This window comes from Luteibacter sp. RCC_6_2, assembly GCF_041360655.1.
In the GTDB taxonomy this organism is placed as follows: Bacteria; Pseudomonadota; Gammaproteobacteria; order Xanthomonadales; family Rhodanobacteraceae; genus Luteibacter.
Window position 1 is genome coordinate 145,590 of sequence record NZ_JBFUPQ010000003.1, and the last position, 15,637, is coordinate 161,226.

14 protein-coding genes, 3 pseudogenes and 1 riboswitch are annotated in these 15,637 nt (G+C 67.5%); of the genes and pseudogenes, 13 read left to right on the forward strand and 4 right to left on the reverse strand.

Translation table 11 applies throughout. The annotated features are described in order from the left end of the window. Positions 1 to 5 precede the first annotated feature (5 nt). A complete protein-coding gene (locus tag AB6730_RS04005) occupies positions 6 to 287 on the reverse strand; it encodes a hypothetical protein (protein ID WP_371022371.1) in 282 nt (93 codons plus the stop codon). Between the two features lie 190 nt (positions 288 to 477). On the opposite strand from AB6730_RS04005, the pseudogene AB6730_RS04010 reads away from it, so the two are divergent. The 13 genes and pseudogenes from AB6730_RS04010 to AB6730_RS04070 form a co-directional block, all read left to right on the forward strand. After that, positions 478 to 1,560: pseudogene (locus AB6730_RS04010) on the forward strand (acyltransferase family protein); the annotation flags it as partial. A gap of 17 nt (positions 1,561 to 1,577) precedes the next feature. After that, positions 1,578 to 1,809, forward strand: a riboswitch (cobalamin riboswitch). 120 nt (positions 1,810 to 1,929) lie between these two features. Beyond that, positions 1,930 to 3,804, forward strand: coding sequence for a TonB-dependent vitamin B12 receptor (gene btuB / locus AB6730_RS04015; RefSeq protein ID WP_371022372.1), 1,875 nt, complete (start codon positions 1,930 to 1,932; stop codon positions 3,802 to 3,804). 25 nt (positions 3,805 to 3,829) lie between these two features. Beyond that, the gene (locus AB6730_RS04020) at positions 3,830 to 4,411 is read left to right on the forward strand and encodes a hypothetical protein (RefSeq protein WP_371022373.1); all 582 of its coding nucleotides are present in this window, start codon (positions 3,830 to 3,832) and stop codon (positions 4,409 to 4,411) included. 23 nt (positions 4,412 to 4,434) lie between these two features. Further along, positions 4,435 to 5,037: a cob(I)yrinic acid a,c-diamide adenosyltransferase gene (gene cobO / locus AB6730_RS04025; protein ID WP_371022552.1), complete on the forward strand. Its 603-nt coding sequence runs from the start codon at positions 4,435 to 4,437 to the stop codon at positions 5,035 to 5,037. After that, positions 5,034 to 6,323 (forward strand): cobyrinate a,c-diamide synthase, encoded by a 1,290-nt coding sequence (locus tag AB6730_RS04030; protein WP_371022374.1) that lies wholly within the window; start codon positions 5,034 to 5,036, stop codon positions 6,321 to 6,323. The genes cobO and AB6730_RS04030 overlap by 4 nt, the downstream gene beginning before the upstream one ends. Beyond that, positions 6,320 to 7,228, forward strand: a complete 909-nt coding sequence (cbiB, locus tag AB6730_RS04035; RefSeq protein ID WP_371022375.1) for an adenosylcobinamide-phosphate synthase CbiB — start codon at positions 6,320 to 6,322, stop codon at positions 7,226 to 7,228. The genes AB6730_RS04030 and cbiB overlap by 4 nt, the downstream gene beginning before the upstream one ends. Beyond that, positions 7,221 to 7,682 (forward strand): annotated as a pseudogene (locus AB6730_RS04040) (aminotransferase class I/II-fold pyridoxal phosphate-dependent enzyme); the annotation flags it as partial. The gene cbiB and the pseudogene AB6730_RS04040, both read left to right, overlap by 8 nt. Before the next feature lie 270 nt (positions 7,683 to 7,952). Then, a pseudogene (locus AB6730_RS04045) lies at positions 7,953 to 8,474 on the forward strand (aminotransferase class I/II-fold pyridoxal phosphate-dependent enzyme); the annotation flags it as partial. After that, positions 8,471 to 9,937, forward strand: a complete 1,467-nt coding sequence (locus AB6730_RS04050) for a cobyric acid synthase (protein WP_371022376.1) — start codon at positions 8,471 to 8,473, stop codon at positions 9,935 to 9,937. The pseudogene AB6730_RS04045 and the gene AB6730_RS04050, both read left to right, overlap by 4 nt. Then, on the forward strand, positions 9,931 to 10,452 hold the full coding sequence (gene cobU / locus AB6730_RS04055; RefSeq protein ID WP_371022377.1) for a bifunctional adenosylcobinamide kinase/adenosylcobinamide-phosphate guanylyltransferase: 522 nt from the start codon (positions 9,931 to 9,933) through the stop codon (positions 10,450 to 10,452). The genes AB6730_RS04050 and cobU overlap by 7 nt, the downstream gene beginning before the upstream one ends. After that, complete coding sequence (cobT, locus tag AB6730_RS04060; RefSeq protein ID WP_371022378.1) at positions 10,449 to 11,492, forward strand: nicotinate-nucleotide--dimethylbenzimidazole phosphoribosyltransferase; 1,044 nt, start codon at positions 10,449 to 10,451, stop codon at positions 11,490 to 11,492. Before cobU ends, cobT begins: the two co-directional genes overlap by 4 nt. Next, on the forward strand, positions 11,489 to 12,028 hold the full coding sequence (locus tag AB6730_RS04065; protein WP_371022379.1) for a histidine phosphatase family protein: 540 nt from the start codon (positions 11,489 to 11,491) through the stop codon (positions 12,026 to 12,028). The genes cobT and AB6730_RS04065 overlap by 4 nt, the downstream gene beginning before the upstream one ends. Continuing rightward, positions 12,028 to 12,747, forward strand: coding sequence for an adenosylcobinamide-GDP ribazoletransferase (locus AB6730_RS04070; protein WP_371022380.1), 720 nt, complete (start codon positions 12,028 to 12,030; stop codon positions 12,745 to 12,747). The genes AB6730_RS04065 and AB6730_RS04070 overlap by 1 nt, the downstream gene beginning before the upstream one ends. Before the next feature lie 249 nt (positions 12,748 to 12,996). Here AB6730_RS04070 and grxD read toward each other — a convergent pair whose 3' ends face one another. From grxD to AB6730_RS04085, 3 genes are all read right to left on the reverse strand, one after another. Beyond that, entirely contained in the window at positions 12,997 to 13,905 is a 909-nt protein-coding gene (gene grxD, locus AB6730_RS04075; protein ID WP_371022381.1) for a Grx4 family monothiol glutaredoxin, read from the reverse strand. Positions 13,906 to 13,976: 71 nt separating this feature from the next. Continuing rightward, positions 13,977 to 14,849 (reverse strand): UDP-2,3-diacylglucosamine diphosphatase, encoded by an 873-nt coding sequence (locus AB6730_RS04080; RefSeq protein ID WP_371022382.1) that lies wholly within the window; start codon positions 14,847 to 14,849, stop codon positions 13,977 to 13,979. Between the two features lie 170 nt (positions 14,850 to 15,019). Next, positions 15,020 to 15,634: an SGNH/GDSL hydrolase family protein gene (locus tag AB6730_RS04085; protein WP_371022383.1), complete on the reverse strand. Its 615-nt coding sequence runs from the start codon at positions 15,632 to 15,634 to the stop codon at positions 15,020 to 15,022. Between the last annotated feature and the right edge of the window lie 3 nt (positions 15,635 to 15,637).

Genomic DNA, 15,637 nt, shown 5'->3' on the forward strand with positions numbered 1-15,637 from the left:
CGCGCTCAGGCGTCGGAGGGATCGGGGACGTCGGGTGTTTCGGGTGCGTCCTTCGCAGGCGCTTCGGAGTCGTCCTCGTTCTGCGGCGTGTCGCCGAGCTGGATGCTGTTGAAGGTGCCCGGCGCGACGCGGTCGCGCAGCGCTTTCTCGTCACCGGCGAGAATCGCGGCGGCCAACGCGCCATCGACGGCGGCCTCGTCCAGCTCACGGGCCAGTTCAGCCGTGCCGGCGGCGCGTAACGTGGCGTCGCCACCCATGCGTTCCAGGAAATCGATAACGTCAGACATGTTTGCCCCTTGATGAGACGCCGGACCACCTCCCCCGGTGCCCGTGCGCGTGGCGATCATAGCGCGGTGGGACGCGGCCCGTCGGTCTCCACGGCAGGGGCCACCCGCATTTGCCCCGGGAATGCCATGAAGAGGCCCCCGGTCCCGCCGCTGGCGGCTTCACCATGCCCAGGCCAACAGGGGGAAATCCATGCATCGAACGCCAGGCCTCGATTCGCTCCGCGCCATCGCCATCGCCTGGGTGATGCTTTTCCATGGCTACCTCGTCGGCGGCCTCGGCGAAGGCTTCTCGAAACTCGAACAGTCAGGTTGGATGGGCGTCGACCTGTTCTTCGTGCTCAGCGGTTATCTCATCGGTTCCCAGGTGCTGAAATCCCTGGCCGTCACGGGCCGGCTCGACTTCGCCGCCTTTTACGGGCGACGTGCCGTGCGCATCCTGCCGGCGTTCCTCGTCGTGCTCGCACTGTACGTACTGTGGCCGGCGTGGCGGGAAACGCCGGGGATGCAACCGCTGTGGCAGTTCCCCACCTTCACCTTCAACCTGCTGTTCGATAACGGCGGGAACTACGCCTTCTCCCACGTGTGGTCGCTTTGCGTGGAAGAGCACTTCTACCTCGTGTTTCCCATCCTCGCCTTCGCCCTGACGCGCAAGCCGGCCGCGTGGAAATTCGCCGTCATATGCGCCGTCGTGGTCGTCGGCGGCATGCTCGTTCGCGGATGGTCGTGGATGCACTGGTTCGCGCCGGCGCAAGCGGCGGATGACAACGCAGGTACCGTCTACCTGCGCTACCTGTACTACCCGACATGGGCGCGCCTGGATGGACTGCTGGCCGGTGTCGCGCTCGCGGTGTGCGGCGTGTACTGGCCGCAGGTCATGGCGGGGTTGCGTGCACGGCCGAACAGGGTGCTCCTCGGCGGCGTGCTCCTGCTCGCGTCCGCGCTGGTGTTGTTCGACGGTGCACGCACCGGGTTCTGGCCCTGCGTCGCCGGTTACCCACTGATCGCGCTGGCGATGGCCGCCTTCGTCGCCGCGGCCAGCGGGGAGACGTGGCTGGCGCGGCTGGACATCCCGGGTGCGGGCTGGCTGGCCCGTGCCTCCTACAGTCTCTACCTCAGCCACAAGGGCGTCTTCCACCTCGTGCAGTCCGCCCTGGGCGGCCAGTTGGCCGACCATCGGTTCCTGCGTTTCGCCATCTATGCGACCGCGACCCTGGCCGGCGGCGCCGTCCTCCACTACGCGGTCGAGCGGCCCTTCCTGCGCTGGCGCGACAAGCGTGCCGCGCGTTCGGATACACTGTCGCCGCCCAAGGTGATCCACGGCTTCAGCGCCGCGGATTGAAACGGGAATCCGGTGACGTGCGTGGCCTGCCAAGGGCCGCCGCCATTCCGGAGCTGCCCCCGCAACGGTAGGCGAGCAAAAGGTCGGCATCGAGCCACTGTGCCAAGGCATGGGAAGGCGCCGTCCCCGCAGGATTCCCTGCGCTCGCGAGCCCGGAGACCGGCCTCGAGGTACACCGGACAGGCGGAGGGCCATGTCGTGGGTGGCCGACAGCCTTCCGCCGCCGGCGATCCCCGCCATCCCGATTCCCGTCCCTCGCCATTCATGCCGCGCGGGTAGGCGCGGTGAGCAGGGAGTCACCCCGTGTCATTTCGTTCCTCCAGCCTCGCGGTCGCCATCGCGCTGGCCTTCCTCGCGCCGGCCGTGTCTTTCGCCGATGCGTCCACCGATCTCGACCAGGTCGTCGTCACCGCCAGCCGCACCGACCAGACCCTCAACCAGGTGCTCGCCGCCTCCACGGTGATCGACCGGGCCGAGATCGAGCGCTTGCAGCCGCGATCGCTGGCCGACCTGCTGCGCGGCACGCCGGGCGTCTCGATCGCCAACAACGGCGGGCCTGGCAAGGCCACCTCGGTGTTCCTGCGCGGCACCGAGGCCGACCACGTGCTCGTCTTGGTGGACGGCGTGAAGATCGGCTCGGCCACCTCGGGCACCGCGGCCTTGCAGGATATCCCGGTCGACCAGATCGAGCGCATCGAGATCGTGCGCGGCCCGTATTCGAGCCTGTATGGCTCCGACGCCCTGGGTGGCGTCATCCAGATATTCACCCGCCATCCCGAAGGCGGCTTCGTTCCCCACTTCTCCGTGGGCGTCGGCAGTTACGACACGCTGCGTGGCTCGGCGGGCTTCGCCGGCAGGGGTGCCCAGGGTTGGTACGCGGTGGAGGCGAGCCACGACCAGACCGACGGCATCAACGCCTGCCGCGGCAAGCCCAGCCCGGGCGGTGGTGGCTGCTTCACCTATGAACCGGACAAGGACGGCTACCGCGACAACGCACTGTCATTGAAGGGTGGCTGGCGATTCGACGAGCAATGGGATGCGGACGCCAGCGCCACGCGCACGGAAGGACGCAACCACTACGACGGCACCAGCAGCAACGTCGCCGAATCGGCCACCCAGGTCGTCGGCGGCCGCCTGCGCTACAAGCCATCGCAGGACGTGCTGCTCACGGCCAACCTGGGTCGCAGTGAAGACCTTTCCACCGATTACGAGAACGGCGTCTACGCCGATACGTTCAACACGCATCGCGACGTCGCGTCCGTGCAGGCCGACCTTGGCCGCGTGGGTGGCGCCGCCGGCCTCACCACGCTCGGTTTCGACTGGCAACGCGATCGCGTCGTCGGCAATACCGACTATCTGGTGGATGCGCGGCGCAATCACGCGTTGTTCGCGCAGTGGCAGCAGGAGTTCGGAGCCAGTTCGGTACAGGCCGGCCTGCGCCGCGACGAGAACAGCCAGTTCGGAGGAAAGACCACCGGCAGCTTGCAGTACGGCTACGCGCTGACGAAGACCCTGCGCGTCACGGGCAGCTATGGCACCGCGTTCAAGGCGCCGACGTTCAACGACCTCTACTATCCCGACTACGGCAACCCCGACCTCGGCCCCGAGACCTCGCGGAACTGGGAACTCGGTGTACGCGGCACGCCCGGCTGGGGCAACTGGTCGATCAACGCCTTCCAGAACAAGATCGACCACCTGATCGTGTTCGACTCCGGCCTGAGCGGACCGTTGTTTCCCTTTGGCGGGGCGAACAACATCGATCGTTCGCGCATTCGCGGCGTCGAACTGGCGGCGGACACCACCCTTGGTGACTGGCGCCTCGCCGGCAACGCGACGTGGTTGCAGCCGGACGACGATAGCGACGATGCGTCGCACGGCAACCTGTTGCCGCGTCGCGCGCGCCGCACCGCGCATGTCGATGTCGATCGCAGCTTCGGCGCGTTCAGCGCCGGTGCGAGCGTGTTCGCTTCCGGTTACCGCTACGACGATACCGCCAATGCCCATCGGCTCGGCGGCTACGCGCTGACCAACCTGCGCATGGCCTATGCCTTCGACGCGGCCTGGAAGGTCGAACTGTCGGCCAACAACATCTTAGACCGCCACTACGAGACGGCCCGCTACTTCAACCAGCCGGGCCGCAACTGGATGCTCACCTTGCGCTACCAGCCCCGTTCATGACCGCACACACATCGAGGACTATCCGATGAAACCGCTTTCGCGTCCCCTGTTCACCGCCGTCGCCGCCTTGTTCGCCTTGCTCATGATCGGCACGCGTTTCTCCCATTTCGGGGACGCGTTGCACCTGCCCGACGCCTCGATGGGGTTGTTCTTCCTGGGTGGTCTCTACCTGCGCAAGCACCTCGCCTTTCTCGGCTTCGTCGCCCTTTCGGTGCTGATCGACTGGTACTCGGTGAGCTATGCGGGGGTGAGCGACTTCTGCATCACCGTGGCTTACTCGTTCCTGCCGCTGGCGTATGCGGTGCTGTGGTATGCGGGGCGTCTCCTGGCGCCACGCTTCGACGGATCGCTTGCCTCGCACGCCCTCGTCTTCGCGGGCATCGTGGTTGGCGCCACGCTCTCCTATGCGATCTCCAACGGCGCGTTCTACTGGCTGGGTGGCCGTTATACCGAACCGAACATGGACCAGTACGTGCAGCGTTTCGCCCAATGGGCGCCGTTGTTCGTTCGTGCCGCCGCCGGATACGTGCTCGCCGCCCAGCTGGTCCAGGCCCTGGTGTTCCGCTTCGCGCCTCGCGCGGGCGACGGCAAGACGGCCAGCGCATGAACGACACGGTGCCCTGGCAGGACATGGACGAGGATGCTCGCCATCGGGACCGGATGCGCCGCAAGAAGGAGCTGATAGACCGGCGTATCGCCAAGGCGACGATCGACCGCGGCGTACTGGTGGTGAACACCGGCAACGGCAAGGGCAAGAGTTCGTCGGGCTTCGGTATGCTGGCGCGATCGCTCGGCCATGGGTTCCGCTGTGGCGTCGTGCAGTTCATCAAGGGCAGTTTCTCCACCGGCGAGGAGGCGTTTTTCCGCATGTTCGAGGACGGACCGCTGGATTACCACGTCATGGGCGAGGGCTACACCTGGGAGACCCAGGACAAGGCGCGCGACGTGGCCGCGGCGATGGCTGCATGGGAGGTGGCGGAGAGCATGCTTCGCGACCCCGCCTACGACTTCGTGTTGCTCGACGAGCTCAACATCGCCCTGGTGAAGCGCTACATTCCACTCGACCGCGTGCTGGACGCGCTGCGCCTGCGGCCCGAACGGCAGCATGTCGTCGTCACCGGCCGCGGTGCACCCGATGAACTGGTCGCCGCCGCCGACACCGTCACGGAGATGCGCGTGGTCAAGCATGCCTACCAGGCGGGCATCCGCGCGCAGAAGGGCGTCGAGCTGTGAGCCGTACCTGTCCCGCGCTACTGGTTTCCGCGCCTGCGTCGGGGCAGGGCAAGACCAGTGTCACCGCCGCGCTCGCCCGTGCCCATGCGCGGCAGGGACGCCGCGTGCGCGTGTTCAAGACGGGGCCGGATTTCCTCGATCCGATGATCCTGGAGCGTGCGAGTGGGGCGCCGGTGTACCAGCTCGATCCCTGGATGGGTGGGGACGACGACGTTCGCGCACGGCTTCATGCCGCCGCGGGCGACGCGGACCTGATTCTCGTCGAGGGCGTGATGGGCCTGTTCGACGGTGCGCCATCGAGCGCGGACCTGGCCATGGTTTTTGGGCTGCCGGTGATGGCGGTGATCGACGGTAGCGCCATGGCGCAGACTTTCGGCGCGCTGGCCCATGGACTGGCGAGCTATCGCCCCGGCTTGCATGTGCAAGGCGTGCTCGCCAATCGCGTGGGTGGCGCGTATCACGCGGGACTGTTGCGCGACAGCCTGCCCTCGGGCATGGCGTGGTACGGCGCCTTGCCGCGCGATGCGGCCATGGCCTTGCCGGAGCGGCACCTGGGTCTGGTCGCGGCGGCGGAACTGGCCGACCTCGATGCGCGACTGGATGCGCTGGCGGATGCGTTGCTGGTGCAAGGGCCGGTGGAGTTGCCGCCCCCGGTCGTCTTCGATGCGCCGCCGGCGACCGTCCCTTCGGTACGCTTGGACGGCGTACGCATAGCCATCGCACGCGATGCGGCATTCGCCTTTCTCTATCCCGCCAACCTCGACGTGCTGCGCGACGCGGGCGCGGATCTGTCGTTCTTCTCGCCCGTGGCCGGCGATCCGCTGCCCGATTGCGATGCGGCCTGGTTGCCCGGCGGTTATCCCGAACTGCATATCGACGCGCTCGCCGCACGCGATGACCTGCGTCGCGATCTGCACGCGCACGTCGAGGAAGGCCGTCCGCTGCTCGCCGAGTGCGGTGGACTGCTCTACGCCCTGGACCGCCTCGCCGATCGCGATGGTCATGAAGGTGCGATGGTGGGTTTGTTGTCCGGCCACGCGGCGATCCAGCCACGGCTGGCGGCGCTGGGCATGCAAGCCGTCGAACTGCCGGAGGGAAGCCTGCGCGGCCACTCGTTCCACTATGCGCAGGCGACGATGGAGGCGACGCCGCTGGCCGTGGCGAGCAACCCTCATGGCGGCCCCACGGCGGAGAAGGTCTATCGCCGCGGGCGCATGACGGCGAGCTTCGTGCACTTCTACTTTCCGTCGAATCCCGACGCGGCGTGCCGGCTCTTCCTGCGATGACGATCGTGCTGGCGATGTTGCTGGCCTTGGCGCTGGACGCCATCTTCGGCGAGCCGCGCCGTTTCCATCCGCTGGTCGGCTTCGGCTCGCTGGCCAACGCCGTGGAGCGCCGGCTATATGCGGACCGGCGCACGCCGGGCATCGTCGCGTGGGCGATCGTCGTGCTTTGTCCCGTGGCATTGCTTTGTGGATGGCGTGCGATGTCGCCGCCGGTCGTGGTCTTTGCCCTGGACGTGCTCGCGCTGTACTTCGCCCTGGGACGACACAGCCTCGGCGAACACGCGCGGCCGGTGGCTGCCGCCTTGCGCGATGGCGACCTGCCACGGGCGCGTGCCGCCGTGGGCCGCATGGTGAGCCGCGACACGGACGCATTGGATGCCACGCATGTCGCCGCGGCCGGCACGGAATCGGTGTTGGAGAATGGCCACGATGCGGTGTTCGGTGCGCTGTTCTGGTTCATCGTCTTCGGTGCGCCCGGCGCCTTGCTGTTCCGCCTGGCCAATACGCTGGACGCGATGTGGGGCTATCGGACCGTTCGTTATGAACGTTTCGGCTGGGCCGCGGCGCGGGCCGACGACGTGCTCGGTTACGTGCCGGCCCGGCTTACCGCGCTCAGCTACGCCGCCGTGGGCGATGCCGCGACGGCCCTCCGTTGCTGGCGAACGCAAGCCCCGTCATGGGACAGCCCCAACGCGGGGCCGGTGATGGCTTCCGGCGCGGGTGCGTTACGCGTGCGCCTGGGTGGTCCGGCTCGTTATCACGGCCGTTGGGAAGACCGGCCCGTGCTCGGCGACGGCGAGTCACCCGACGCGTCCTCGATAGTTCGCGCGTTGCGTCTGGTCGATCGCGCGGTCGTCGCCTGGCTGGCTGTCGTGCTGTTGGCGGGAGTGGCGGCGCATGCTTGAACACGGCGGACGTCTTGGGCGTGCCTCACGCGAGTTCGGTATTCCGCGTGAAGAATGGCTCGATCTGTCGACGGGGGTGTGTCCTCGTGGGTGGCCGGTGCCTGTCGTCCCGGCCGACGCATGGCAGCGCCTCCCCGAGGACGATGATGGTCTCCTGGACGCCGCGCGCGCCTATTACGGCACCCGAGACTTGTTGCCGGTCGCGGGATCGCAAGCCGCCATCGCCGCGCTGCCGCGTTTGCGCGCACGCTCGCGGGTGGGCGTGATCGCACCCGGTTATGCCGAGCACGCGCACGCGTGGCGGCGAGCGGGCCATGATGTCGTTGCACTGCCGCTTCCGGAGCTGCTCGCGCGTGCCGGGGAATTCGACGTCGTCATCGTGATCCGCCCGAACAATCCCACCGGCACCTGCCTCGACCGCGAGACCCTATTGGCCTTGCACTCCAGGTTGTCCAGGCCTGCTGTTGTGGGAGCCGCTGCCGTGGGACATGCACTGGTGAAGCCTGCTCTTCTGGAGCCTGCTCTTGTAGAGCCTGCTCTTGTAGAGCCTGCTCTTGTGGGAGCCGCTTCAGCGGCGATCCCGCGGCAGCGGGCCAGTTCGACTCAAGCACCCATCGCCGCTGAAGCGGCTCCCACAAGAGCAGGCCCTGTAGCAGGTTCCATAGCAGGTCCCATAGCAGGCCCTGTAGCAGGTCTCGTGGCAGATCCTTCAGCAGGCCCCATGGCAAGCAACGAGCCGTGGCTCGTGGTGGATGAGGCTTTCATCGACGCACGGCCGGACGAAAGCCTGGTGCCGCATGTACGTGACGGTTTAATCGTCCTTCGTTCCATCGGCAAGTTCTTCGGCCTGGCTGGCGCACGCGCAGGTTTCGTCGCCGCAAGCCCCGCCTTGCTCGGCGCATTGGCGGAAGTGCTCGGCCCGTGGACACTGACCGGGCCGACCCGGCACGTGGTGGCACAGGCGCTGATGGACCATGCGTGGCAGGCATCCGCACGCACGTGGTTGCACGAGACGTCCGCACGCCTGCGCGACCTGCTGACGACGCACGGCCTGCGGCCATCCGGTGGCTGTGAATTCTTCCAGTACTGCAAACGATCCGACGCGGAGGAACTGCATCGGTCGTTGGCGCGACACGCGATCCTCGTCCGGCACTTCGACGCCCCGCTGGCCCTGCGTTTCGGCTTGCCCGCGGATGATGCCGCCTTCGCGCGACTGGATCGTGTACTCGCGGAGGTCATGCGATGAGTGCCCGCGTACTCATGGTGCAGGGTTGTACGTCCGACGCGGGCAAGAGCACCGTGGTCGCCGCGTTGTGCCGTTGGTTGCATCGCCGTGGTGTCGCCGTTGCGCCGTTCAAGCCGCAGAACATGGCGCTCAATTCCGCCGTGACGGTGGATGGCGGCGAGATAGGCCGCGCACAGGCCGTGCAGGCCCAGGCGGCGGGTGTGCCTCCGCATACCGACTTCAATCCGGTGCTATTGAAGCCGAACAGCGATACCGGTGCCCAGGTGATCGTGCACGGACATGCCATCGGCAACATGGATGCCGTGGGCTATCACGCCTATAAACGCGTGGCGATGGAGGCCGTGCTCGCCTCGCATGCGCGCCTGGTGGATCGGTACGACGCATTGGTGGTCGAGGGCGCGGGCAGTCCGGCCGAGATCAACCTGCGCGAGCGCGACATCGCGAACATGGGCTACGCCGAAGCCGTGGATTGTCCCGTCGTGCTCGTCGCCGATATCGATCGCGGTGGCGTGTTCGCGCATCTCGTCGGCACGCTGGCCTTGCTCGCCGAGAGCGAGCGCGCACGCATCGTGGGCTTCGTCATCAACCGGTTCCGTGGTGACATCGCCTTGCTGCAGCCGGGACTGGACTGGTTGGAGCGCGAAACGGGAAAGCCCGTGCTCGGCGTGTTGCCCTACCTGCATGGCCTGGTCCTGGAAGCCGAGGATGCGCTGCCGCGACATCGCAGCGAACGTCCACGGTCGGCTTTGCGCGTCGCGGTGCCCGCGTTGCCGCGGATCAGCAACCACACGGATCTCGACGCGCTGCGGTTGCATCCGGAGGTGGACTGCCTCTTCGTCGGTCCAGGCGACGTATTCCCTCCTTGTGACCTGATCGTTCTGCCCGGCTCGAAATCCACGCGCGCCGACCTCGTCTGGCTGCGTGCACAGGGTTGGGACGAGGCGATCCTCCGGCACGTTCGCTATGGCGGCCGGGTGATCGGTATCTGCGGCGGCATGCAGATGCTCGGCCGGGCCGTGCACGATCCCGATGGCATCGAGGGTCAGGAAGGTTCGAGCGAAGGCCTGGGCTTGCTCGACCTGGAAACCACCCTTGCGCCGACCAAGCAGTTGCGCAACGTGCACGGTCGGCTCGCGGAGAGCCACGCCGCGGTGAGCGGCTACGAAATCCACTGCGGTGTGAGCGAAGGGCCGGCCATGGCCACGCCGGCAGTGTGGCTGGACGATGGTCGTGGCGACGGTGCGCGCTCGGACGACGGGCGAGTGATCGGTACCTATCTGCATGGCGTCTTCGATCACCCCGAGGCGTTGGCCACATGGCTCCGCGGTGCAGGGTTGCATGCCACCACGCCTTTCGACATCCAGGCACAACGTGAAGCGACACTGGAACGTCTGGCCGATACGGTCGACGCGCATATGGATGCCGCCACGCTGGAACGGATCTTCGGATTGCCCGCATGTTGACGCTTATCCTGGGCGGTGCTCGCTCGGGCAAGAGCGCATTGGCGGAACGCCTCGCCATCGACAGCGGCCGTGACGTCGTCTACGTCGCGACGGCGCAGGCGTTCGACGGGGAGATGGCGGATCGCATCGCGCATCATCGTGCGCGGCGGCCGGCCGAATGGACGTCGGTCGAGGAACCGCTGGCCTTGGCAGCCACGCTTCGCCGGCACGCACGTGCGGACCGCTTCCTGCTGGTGGATTGCCTCACCCTCTGGCTTTCGAACCTGCTCGGCATCGACGAGGGCGCACACTTCATGTCACAGCGCGACGCCTTGCTCGACGACCTATGCGGCCTGCCGGGAGATATCGTCTTCGTCAGCAACGAAGTCGGCCTCGGCATCACGCCGCTGGGCGAACTCACGCGCCGCTTCGTCGACGAAGCGGGACGCCTCCACCAAGTCCTGGCGCAACGCTGCGATCGCGTCGTCTTCGTCGCCGCCGGACTACCCCTGACCCTCAAAGGAACACCACCATGATCGACTGGCTCGCGGCACCGAGCCGCGTTCCGGACCACGCCGTCGCCCGCGCCGCGGCCGCACGCCAGGACACCCTCACCAAGCCACCGGGCTCGCTGGGCCGGCTAGAGGCGCTCGCCGTGCAACTGGCGGGTTTGCAAGGGCGCGAACGGCCTTCCGCCACACGGGTCTGGATCGCCGTGTTCGCCGCCGATCATGGGGTCGCGGCCGAAGGCGTATCCGCCTTCCCGCAGGCGGTCACGGGAGAGATGCTGCGCAATTTCGCCGGTGGCGGCGCGGCGATCGCCGTGCTGGCGCGCGAACTAGGTGCCACGCTCGAGGTGGTGAACCTGGGCACGGTGAACGATCCCGGCGATGTCCCGGGCGTGCGACGACGCGTCATCGCTTCCTCCAGCGCCAACTTCTGCGAGGGGCCTGCGATGACGGATGCCCAACTGGACGCTGCGCTGATGGCGGGTGCGGCAAGCGTGGCCGATGCCATCGATGCCGGAACGGACGTCTATATCGGTGGTGACATGGGTATCGGTAACACCACGGTCGCCAGCGCTCTTGCCTGTGCCTTGCTCGGCGCGGAACCGGATGTGCTTACCGGTGCCGGGACCGGGCTGAACGCCGAAGGCATCGCGCGCAAGCAGCATGTGATCGCGCGTGCCTTGGCCATGCACGCCGACGCGGATACGGCGCGCGAACGTTTGCGCCGCCTGGGCGGTTTCGAGATCGCGGCGTTGACCGGCGCCTTCGTCGCCGCCGCGCAGCATGGCCTGCCGGTGCTCGTCGATGGCTTCATCACGAGCGTCGCGGCGCTCGCCGCGGTCGCCTTGCGTCCGGATACGAAGCCGTGGCTGATCTTCTCGCATCGCTCGCAGGAGCTGGGTCATGCACGCGTGCTCGCGGCCCTGGAGGCCGAGCCGTTGCTCGACCTGCGCCTGCGCCTGGGCGAAGCGAGTGGCGCGGCCATCGCGGTGCCGTTGCTGCGCATGGCCTGCGCACTGCATGGATCCATGGCGACCTTCGCAGAGGCTGGGGTGTCCGAAGCATGAGCATCGACCTGCTTCGCCACGGTGACACGGGCCAGCGCAGTTATCGCGGGCAATTGGACGATCCGCTCAGCGAGCTGGGTTGGCAGCAGTTGCGCGGGGCCGTCGAAGGTCGTGAGTGGGATCGCGTGGTGTCGTCGTCGATGACGCGTTGCGCCGCATTCGCCGCGGAGTTCGCGCAACGGCGCGGATTGCCTCTACGTGTCGACGCGCGCTTGGCCGAATACCATTTCGGCGATTGGCAGGGCGTGCCGATCGAGACGATCGCTGCGACGGACAGCCAGGCGTTGGAGCGCTTCTGGGCCGATCCGACCACCTGTCCGCCACCGGGTGCGGAACATTTCGACGCCTTCCATGCGCGCTTGTCCGCGGCGCTGGACGATGTCGCGGCGGAAGCCGGCGATGCGCGCGTCCTCGTCGTCACCCATGGTGGTGCGATCCGCCTGTTGCGTTGCATCGCGGAAGGTCGTGGCTTCGGCGACATGGCGGGTATCGACGTGCCGCATGCCTCTCTGCATGCCTTGCACTGGAGCCGGTGATGCGCGGATTGGCGGTCGCTTTCGCCTTCCTGACGCGCCTGCCGGTGCCGCGGGTGAACTTCGGTACCGTTGCGCAGGCGGCATCGCTGAAATGGTATCCGCTGGTGGGACTGGCGATCGGCAGCTTGCTGGTGGCGACGGCGCGCATGCTGCATGCGTTCCCCGTGCTACCGGCCGCGGCGATCGTCCTCGTCGTGTGGGTGGCGTTGACCGGCGCCTTGCACCTCGATGGCCTCGCCGACAGTGCAGACGCATGGATCGGTGGCATGGGGGATCGCGAGCGCACGCTGGCGATCATGAAGGACCCGCGCAGCGGCCCGGCCGGCGTGATCTCGCTGGTGCTCGTGTTGCTATTGAAGTTCTCGGCGCTGGCGACGCTGGGCGCTACATGGTGGCTGGTGTTGCCACCGCTGCTGGGGCGCGCCGCGATCGTCTCGTGGTTCCTCACCACGAGTTACGTGCGCTGGCAGGGCCTTGGCGAACCCTTGCGCGGTGCACCGGCCGTCGGTTGCCGCGTGGCGCTGTTGCTTGCCGTGGGGCTGGCCGCGTGTCTCGGATATGCCGGCTTGTTGGCGCTCGGCGTCGCCGCGATCACCGGCTGGCTATGGCGGCGCGCCTGCATCCGCCGCCTCGGCGGCTTCACCGGCGATACCGCCGGCGCGCTGGTGGAACTGGTCGAAGCGGCGACGCTGGTCGCGCTGGTGGCGATCCACGGCTGAGCCCTACGGGATCGCGTCAGACCTGATGTGAGCCGACTCCGTTAGGAGCCGGCTCTTGGCCTTTGTGGGAGCCGACGTTGTCGGCGATCCCGCGGCAGCGGGCCAGGTCACGGCAAGCACCCATCGCCGCTGAAGCGGCTTCCCACCGGGTTTTGAGGCAAGCACCCATCGCCGACAAGTCGGCTCCCACAAAGAGCCGATTCACAAAGAGCCGACTCCCAAACTTGGAAAGGTCCCGGGACCCTGCGCTTAGCCGCCTACTTCACGCATCCATGCTTCCATCCCGCCTTCGACGTTGAAGATGCGGGTGAAGCCGTGGGCGGCGAAACGCTCGGCGGCGGCGCGGCTGGACATGCCGACGTTGCAGATGAAGGCGATGGGCGTGTCCTTCGGCAGCTGGCCGAGGCCTTCATAGCCTTCGTCTTCCAGGATGCGCGCGCCGTCGATCGGGGCGACCATCGCGCGGCTCTGGGCCGGGCGGACGTCGATGAGGACCACGTCGCCCGCGTCGAGCTTACCCTTGAGCTCCTGCACGCTCATCGAGCCGATCTCGACCGCGCCAGGGAATTTCAGGCTCAGGCCTTCGCCCTGCACCGTGGATACCCAGTCGATCACGATGCCCTTCGCGCGCGCGGCGCTGCCGGGATCGAAATGCACTTCGATGCCATTGGCGAGGACGACGATGTCGTGATCGCCGGCCGGCGCCAGCTGGAACCCGGCGCTGTGGTCAGGGCCGATTTCCAGGTGCAGGGCCATGCCCTGGGCGTTGGCCATGCCACCGCGGATGGCTTCGGCGGCCTTCTCGGTGATGGTGATTTCCGGCGGCGTGCGGTCCGGCGCGTCGACGCCGAACATCGTGTAGAGCTCGCCGCTTGTGTAGAGCTGGCGGATGATGTCCGAGCCGCCGACGAGCTCGCCCTTCACGTAGAGCTGGGGAATGGTCGGCCACTGGCCGTATTCCTTGATGCCTTCGCGAATCTCCGGGTCCTGCAGCACGTCGACCGTGTGGTAGGCGGGAATCACGTCGTTGAGGGTGTTGATCGCCGCCGCGGAGAAACCGCACATCGGCTGCTGGCGCGAGCCCTTCATGAACAGCACGACGTCGTGCTGGCCGAGGAGGGTTTCGATGCGCTCGCGGGTGGGGGTATCGAGGGCCATGGGGTCACCGCGGAAAGGGAAGGGAGCCATTTTACCGGCATCCACCGCACATGGGCCCTATCCGGTCCGTTTCAACCCGCTAGCGACACCCCGGTGCCGCGCAAGGTGGAGAGATCGGCCCGGCAGTCGGCCAGCGGGGCGAACCCGAGCACCGCTTCCGGCGAGGGCAGCACGGTCTCGCGGCTGGCCCGGCCCAGCGGGGTCACCCGCTCCGTCCAGTGGATCAGCTCCATGGCACCGGTGGCATCCTCCACCAGGGCGGTGCAGTGTTCCACCCAGTCGCCGTCGTTCAGGTAGAGGATGCCGTCGATCGGGCGAACGTGGCCGAAGTGGATGTGCCCGCAGATGTGGCCATCGAGGCCGCGTTCCCGGGCGTCGCGGGCCACGCGCTGTTCATAGCCGCGGATGTACTCGAGCGCCGCGCCGACGTGCGATTTCAGGATGATCGAGAGGGGAAGATAAGGCAGTTCCAGGCGCAGGCGCACCGCGTGCACGCGGCGGTTGGCCCAGCAGATGAACCGGTGCAGGGTGTCGCCCAGCCAGGCGATCCAGCGGCGGCCGACGTGTTCGGGATCGAATTCGTCGCCGTGGCTGACCCGGTAGCGGCGGCCGTCGGCGCCTTCGTGGATGGCATCCAGTTCCACGCGGATGCCGGCGATGCTCGATCCGGCCAGGCCGCGCATCTGGAAATCGTGGTTGCCGGGGATGTAGATCACTTCGACGCCACGCGCGGCGATCGCGACCAGTTCGGCGATCACGGCGCTATGGTCCGGATGCCACCAGTGGCGCTTCGCCAACGCTTCCAGGTCGACGATATCGCCGACGAGGTAGAGCCGCTCGCACTCCAGGTGGCGGAGGAAGTCGAGTAGATAAGCCGCCTTGCAGTCGGGGGTGCCGAGGTGCACGTCGGAGATGAAGGCGCTGCGGCAGGTGAGCTTCGCCATGGCATCGGTTCCCGGGGTTGTCCCGGGTGCTCAGTCTCGGGCCGGGAGGTAACGGGCGCGTGGCGGAGGTGTTGCAGGGGTGTTGCGATCTGGCCGGTGCTTCGCACCGGATCGCCGATGAATCGGCTCCCACAAAGAGCATGCTCCTGTGGGAGCCGATTCATCGGCGATCAGCGGTGAAGTTCACGCAGCGCCGCCTGGGCCTCCGGAAATATCCGCTTCACCCACTCCGCATATTGCGCAGCCGACGGATGCAACCCGTCGTCCACCAGCATGCCGGGCTTCGCCCCCGCTTCGCGCGAAGCGGGCGTCACGTCCACCCAACGCGCATGCATGCGCAGCGTTTCATCGCGCGCGATGGCGTTGAACGTATCGATCTCGCGGCCGATCGCTGCCCGGTCGCGCCCTTCGGCAAAGGCGGTCACGCCCCAGTCGGGAATCGACACGACGACGACGCGGCGGACATCGCCGGACAACGCCGCCGCCCGCCGGAGCAAGGCGAGGAATTGCTCGCGGTATTCCGTCGCAGGCCGCCCACGGTACTGGTTGTTCACCCCGATCAGCAGGGTGACGAGCGCATAACCTGGCTGCAACGCCGCCGCGTCCATCGCCGCGGAGAGTTCGTCCGTCGTCCAGCCCGTGGTGGCGACGATGCGCGGCGCCCCTACGGCGATGCCGCTTTCACGCAGCCGCGCGACGAGTTGCACGGGCCAGCGTCCTTCATCGGGCACGCCTTCGCCGATCGTGTACGAATCGCCCAGGGCGAGAAACGCGGGTTCCTTCATCGA

Coding starts and splice junctions, on each gene's coding strand:
- cobU (WP_371022377.1), top strand. CDS start 9,931: ATGTTGACGCTTATCCTGGGCGGTGCTCGCTCGGGCAAGAGCGCATTG.
- AB6730_RS04050 (WP_371022376.1), top strand. CDS start 8,471: ATGAGTGCCCGCGTACTCATGGTGCAGGGTTGTACGTCCGACGCGGGC.
- AB6730_RS04085 (WP_371022383.1), bottom strand. CDS start 15,634: ATGAAGGAACCCGCGTTTCTCGCCCTGGGCGATTCGTACACGATCGGC.
- AB6730_RS04070 (WP_371022380.1), top strand. CDS start 12,028: ATGCGCGGATTGGCGGTCGCTTTCGCCTTCCTGACGCGCCTGCCGGTG.
- grxD (WP_371022381.1), bottom strand. CDS start 13,905: ATGGCCCTCGATACCCCCACCCGCGAGCGCATCGAAACCCTCCTCGGC.
- AB6730_RS04065 (WP_371022379.1), top strand. CDS start 11,489: ATGAGCATCGACCTGCTTCGCCACGGTGACACGGGCCAGCGCAGTTAT.
- AB6730_RS04080 (WP_371022382.1), bottom strand. CDS start 14,849: ATGGCGAAGCTCACCTGCCGCAGCGCCTTCATCTCCGACGTGCACCTC.
- AB6730_RS04005 (WP_371022371.1), bottom strand. CDS start 287: ATGTCTGACGTTATCGATTTCCTGGAACGCATGGGTGGCGACGCCACG.
- cobT (WP_371022378.1), top strand. CDS start 10,449: ATGATCGACTGGCTCGCGGCACCGAGCCGCGTTCCGGACCACGCCGTC.
- AB6730_RS04020 (WP_371022373.1), top strand. CDS start 3,830: ATGAAACCGCTTTCGCGTCCCCTGTTCACCGCCGTCGCCGCCTTGTTC.
- cbiB (WP_371022375.1), top strand. CDS start 6,320: ATGACGATCGTGCTGGCGATGTTGCTGGCCTTGGCGCTGGACGCCATC.
- cobO (WP_371022552.1), top strand. CDS start 4,435: ATGGACGAGGATGCTCGCCATCGGGACCGGATGCGCCGCAAGAAGGAG.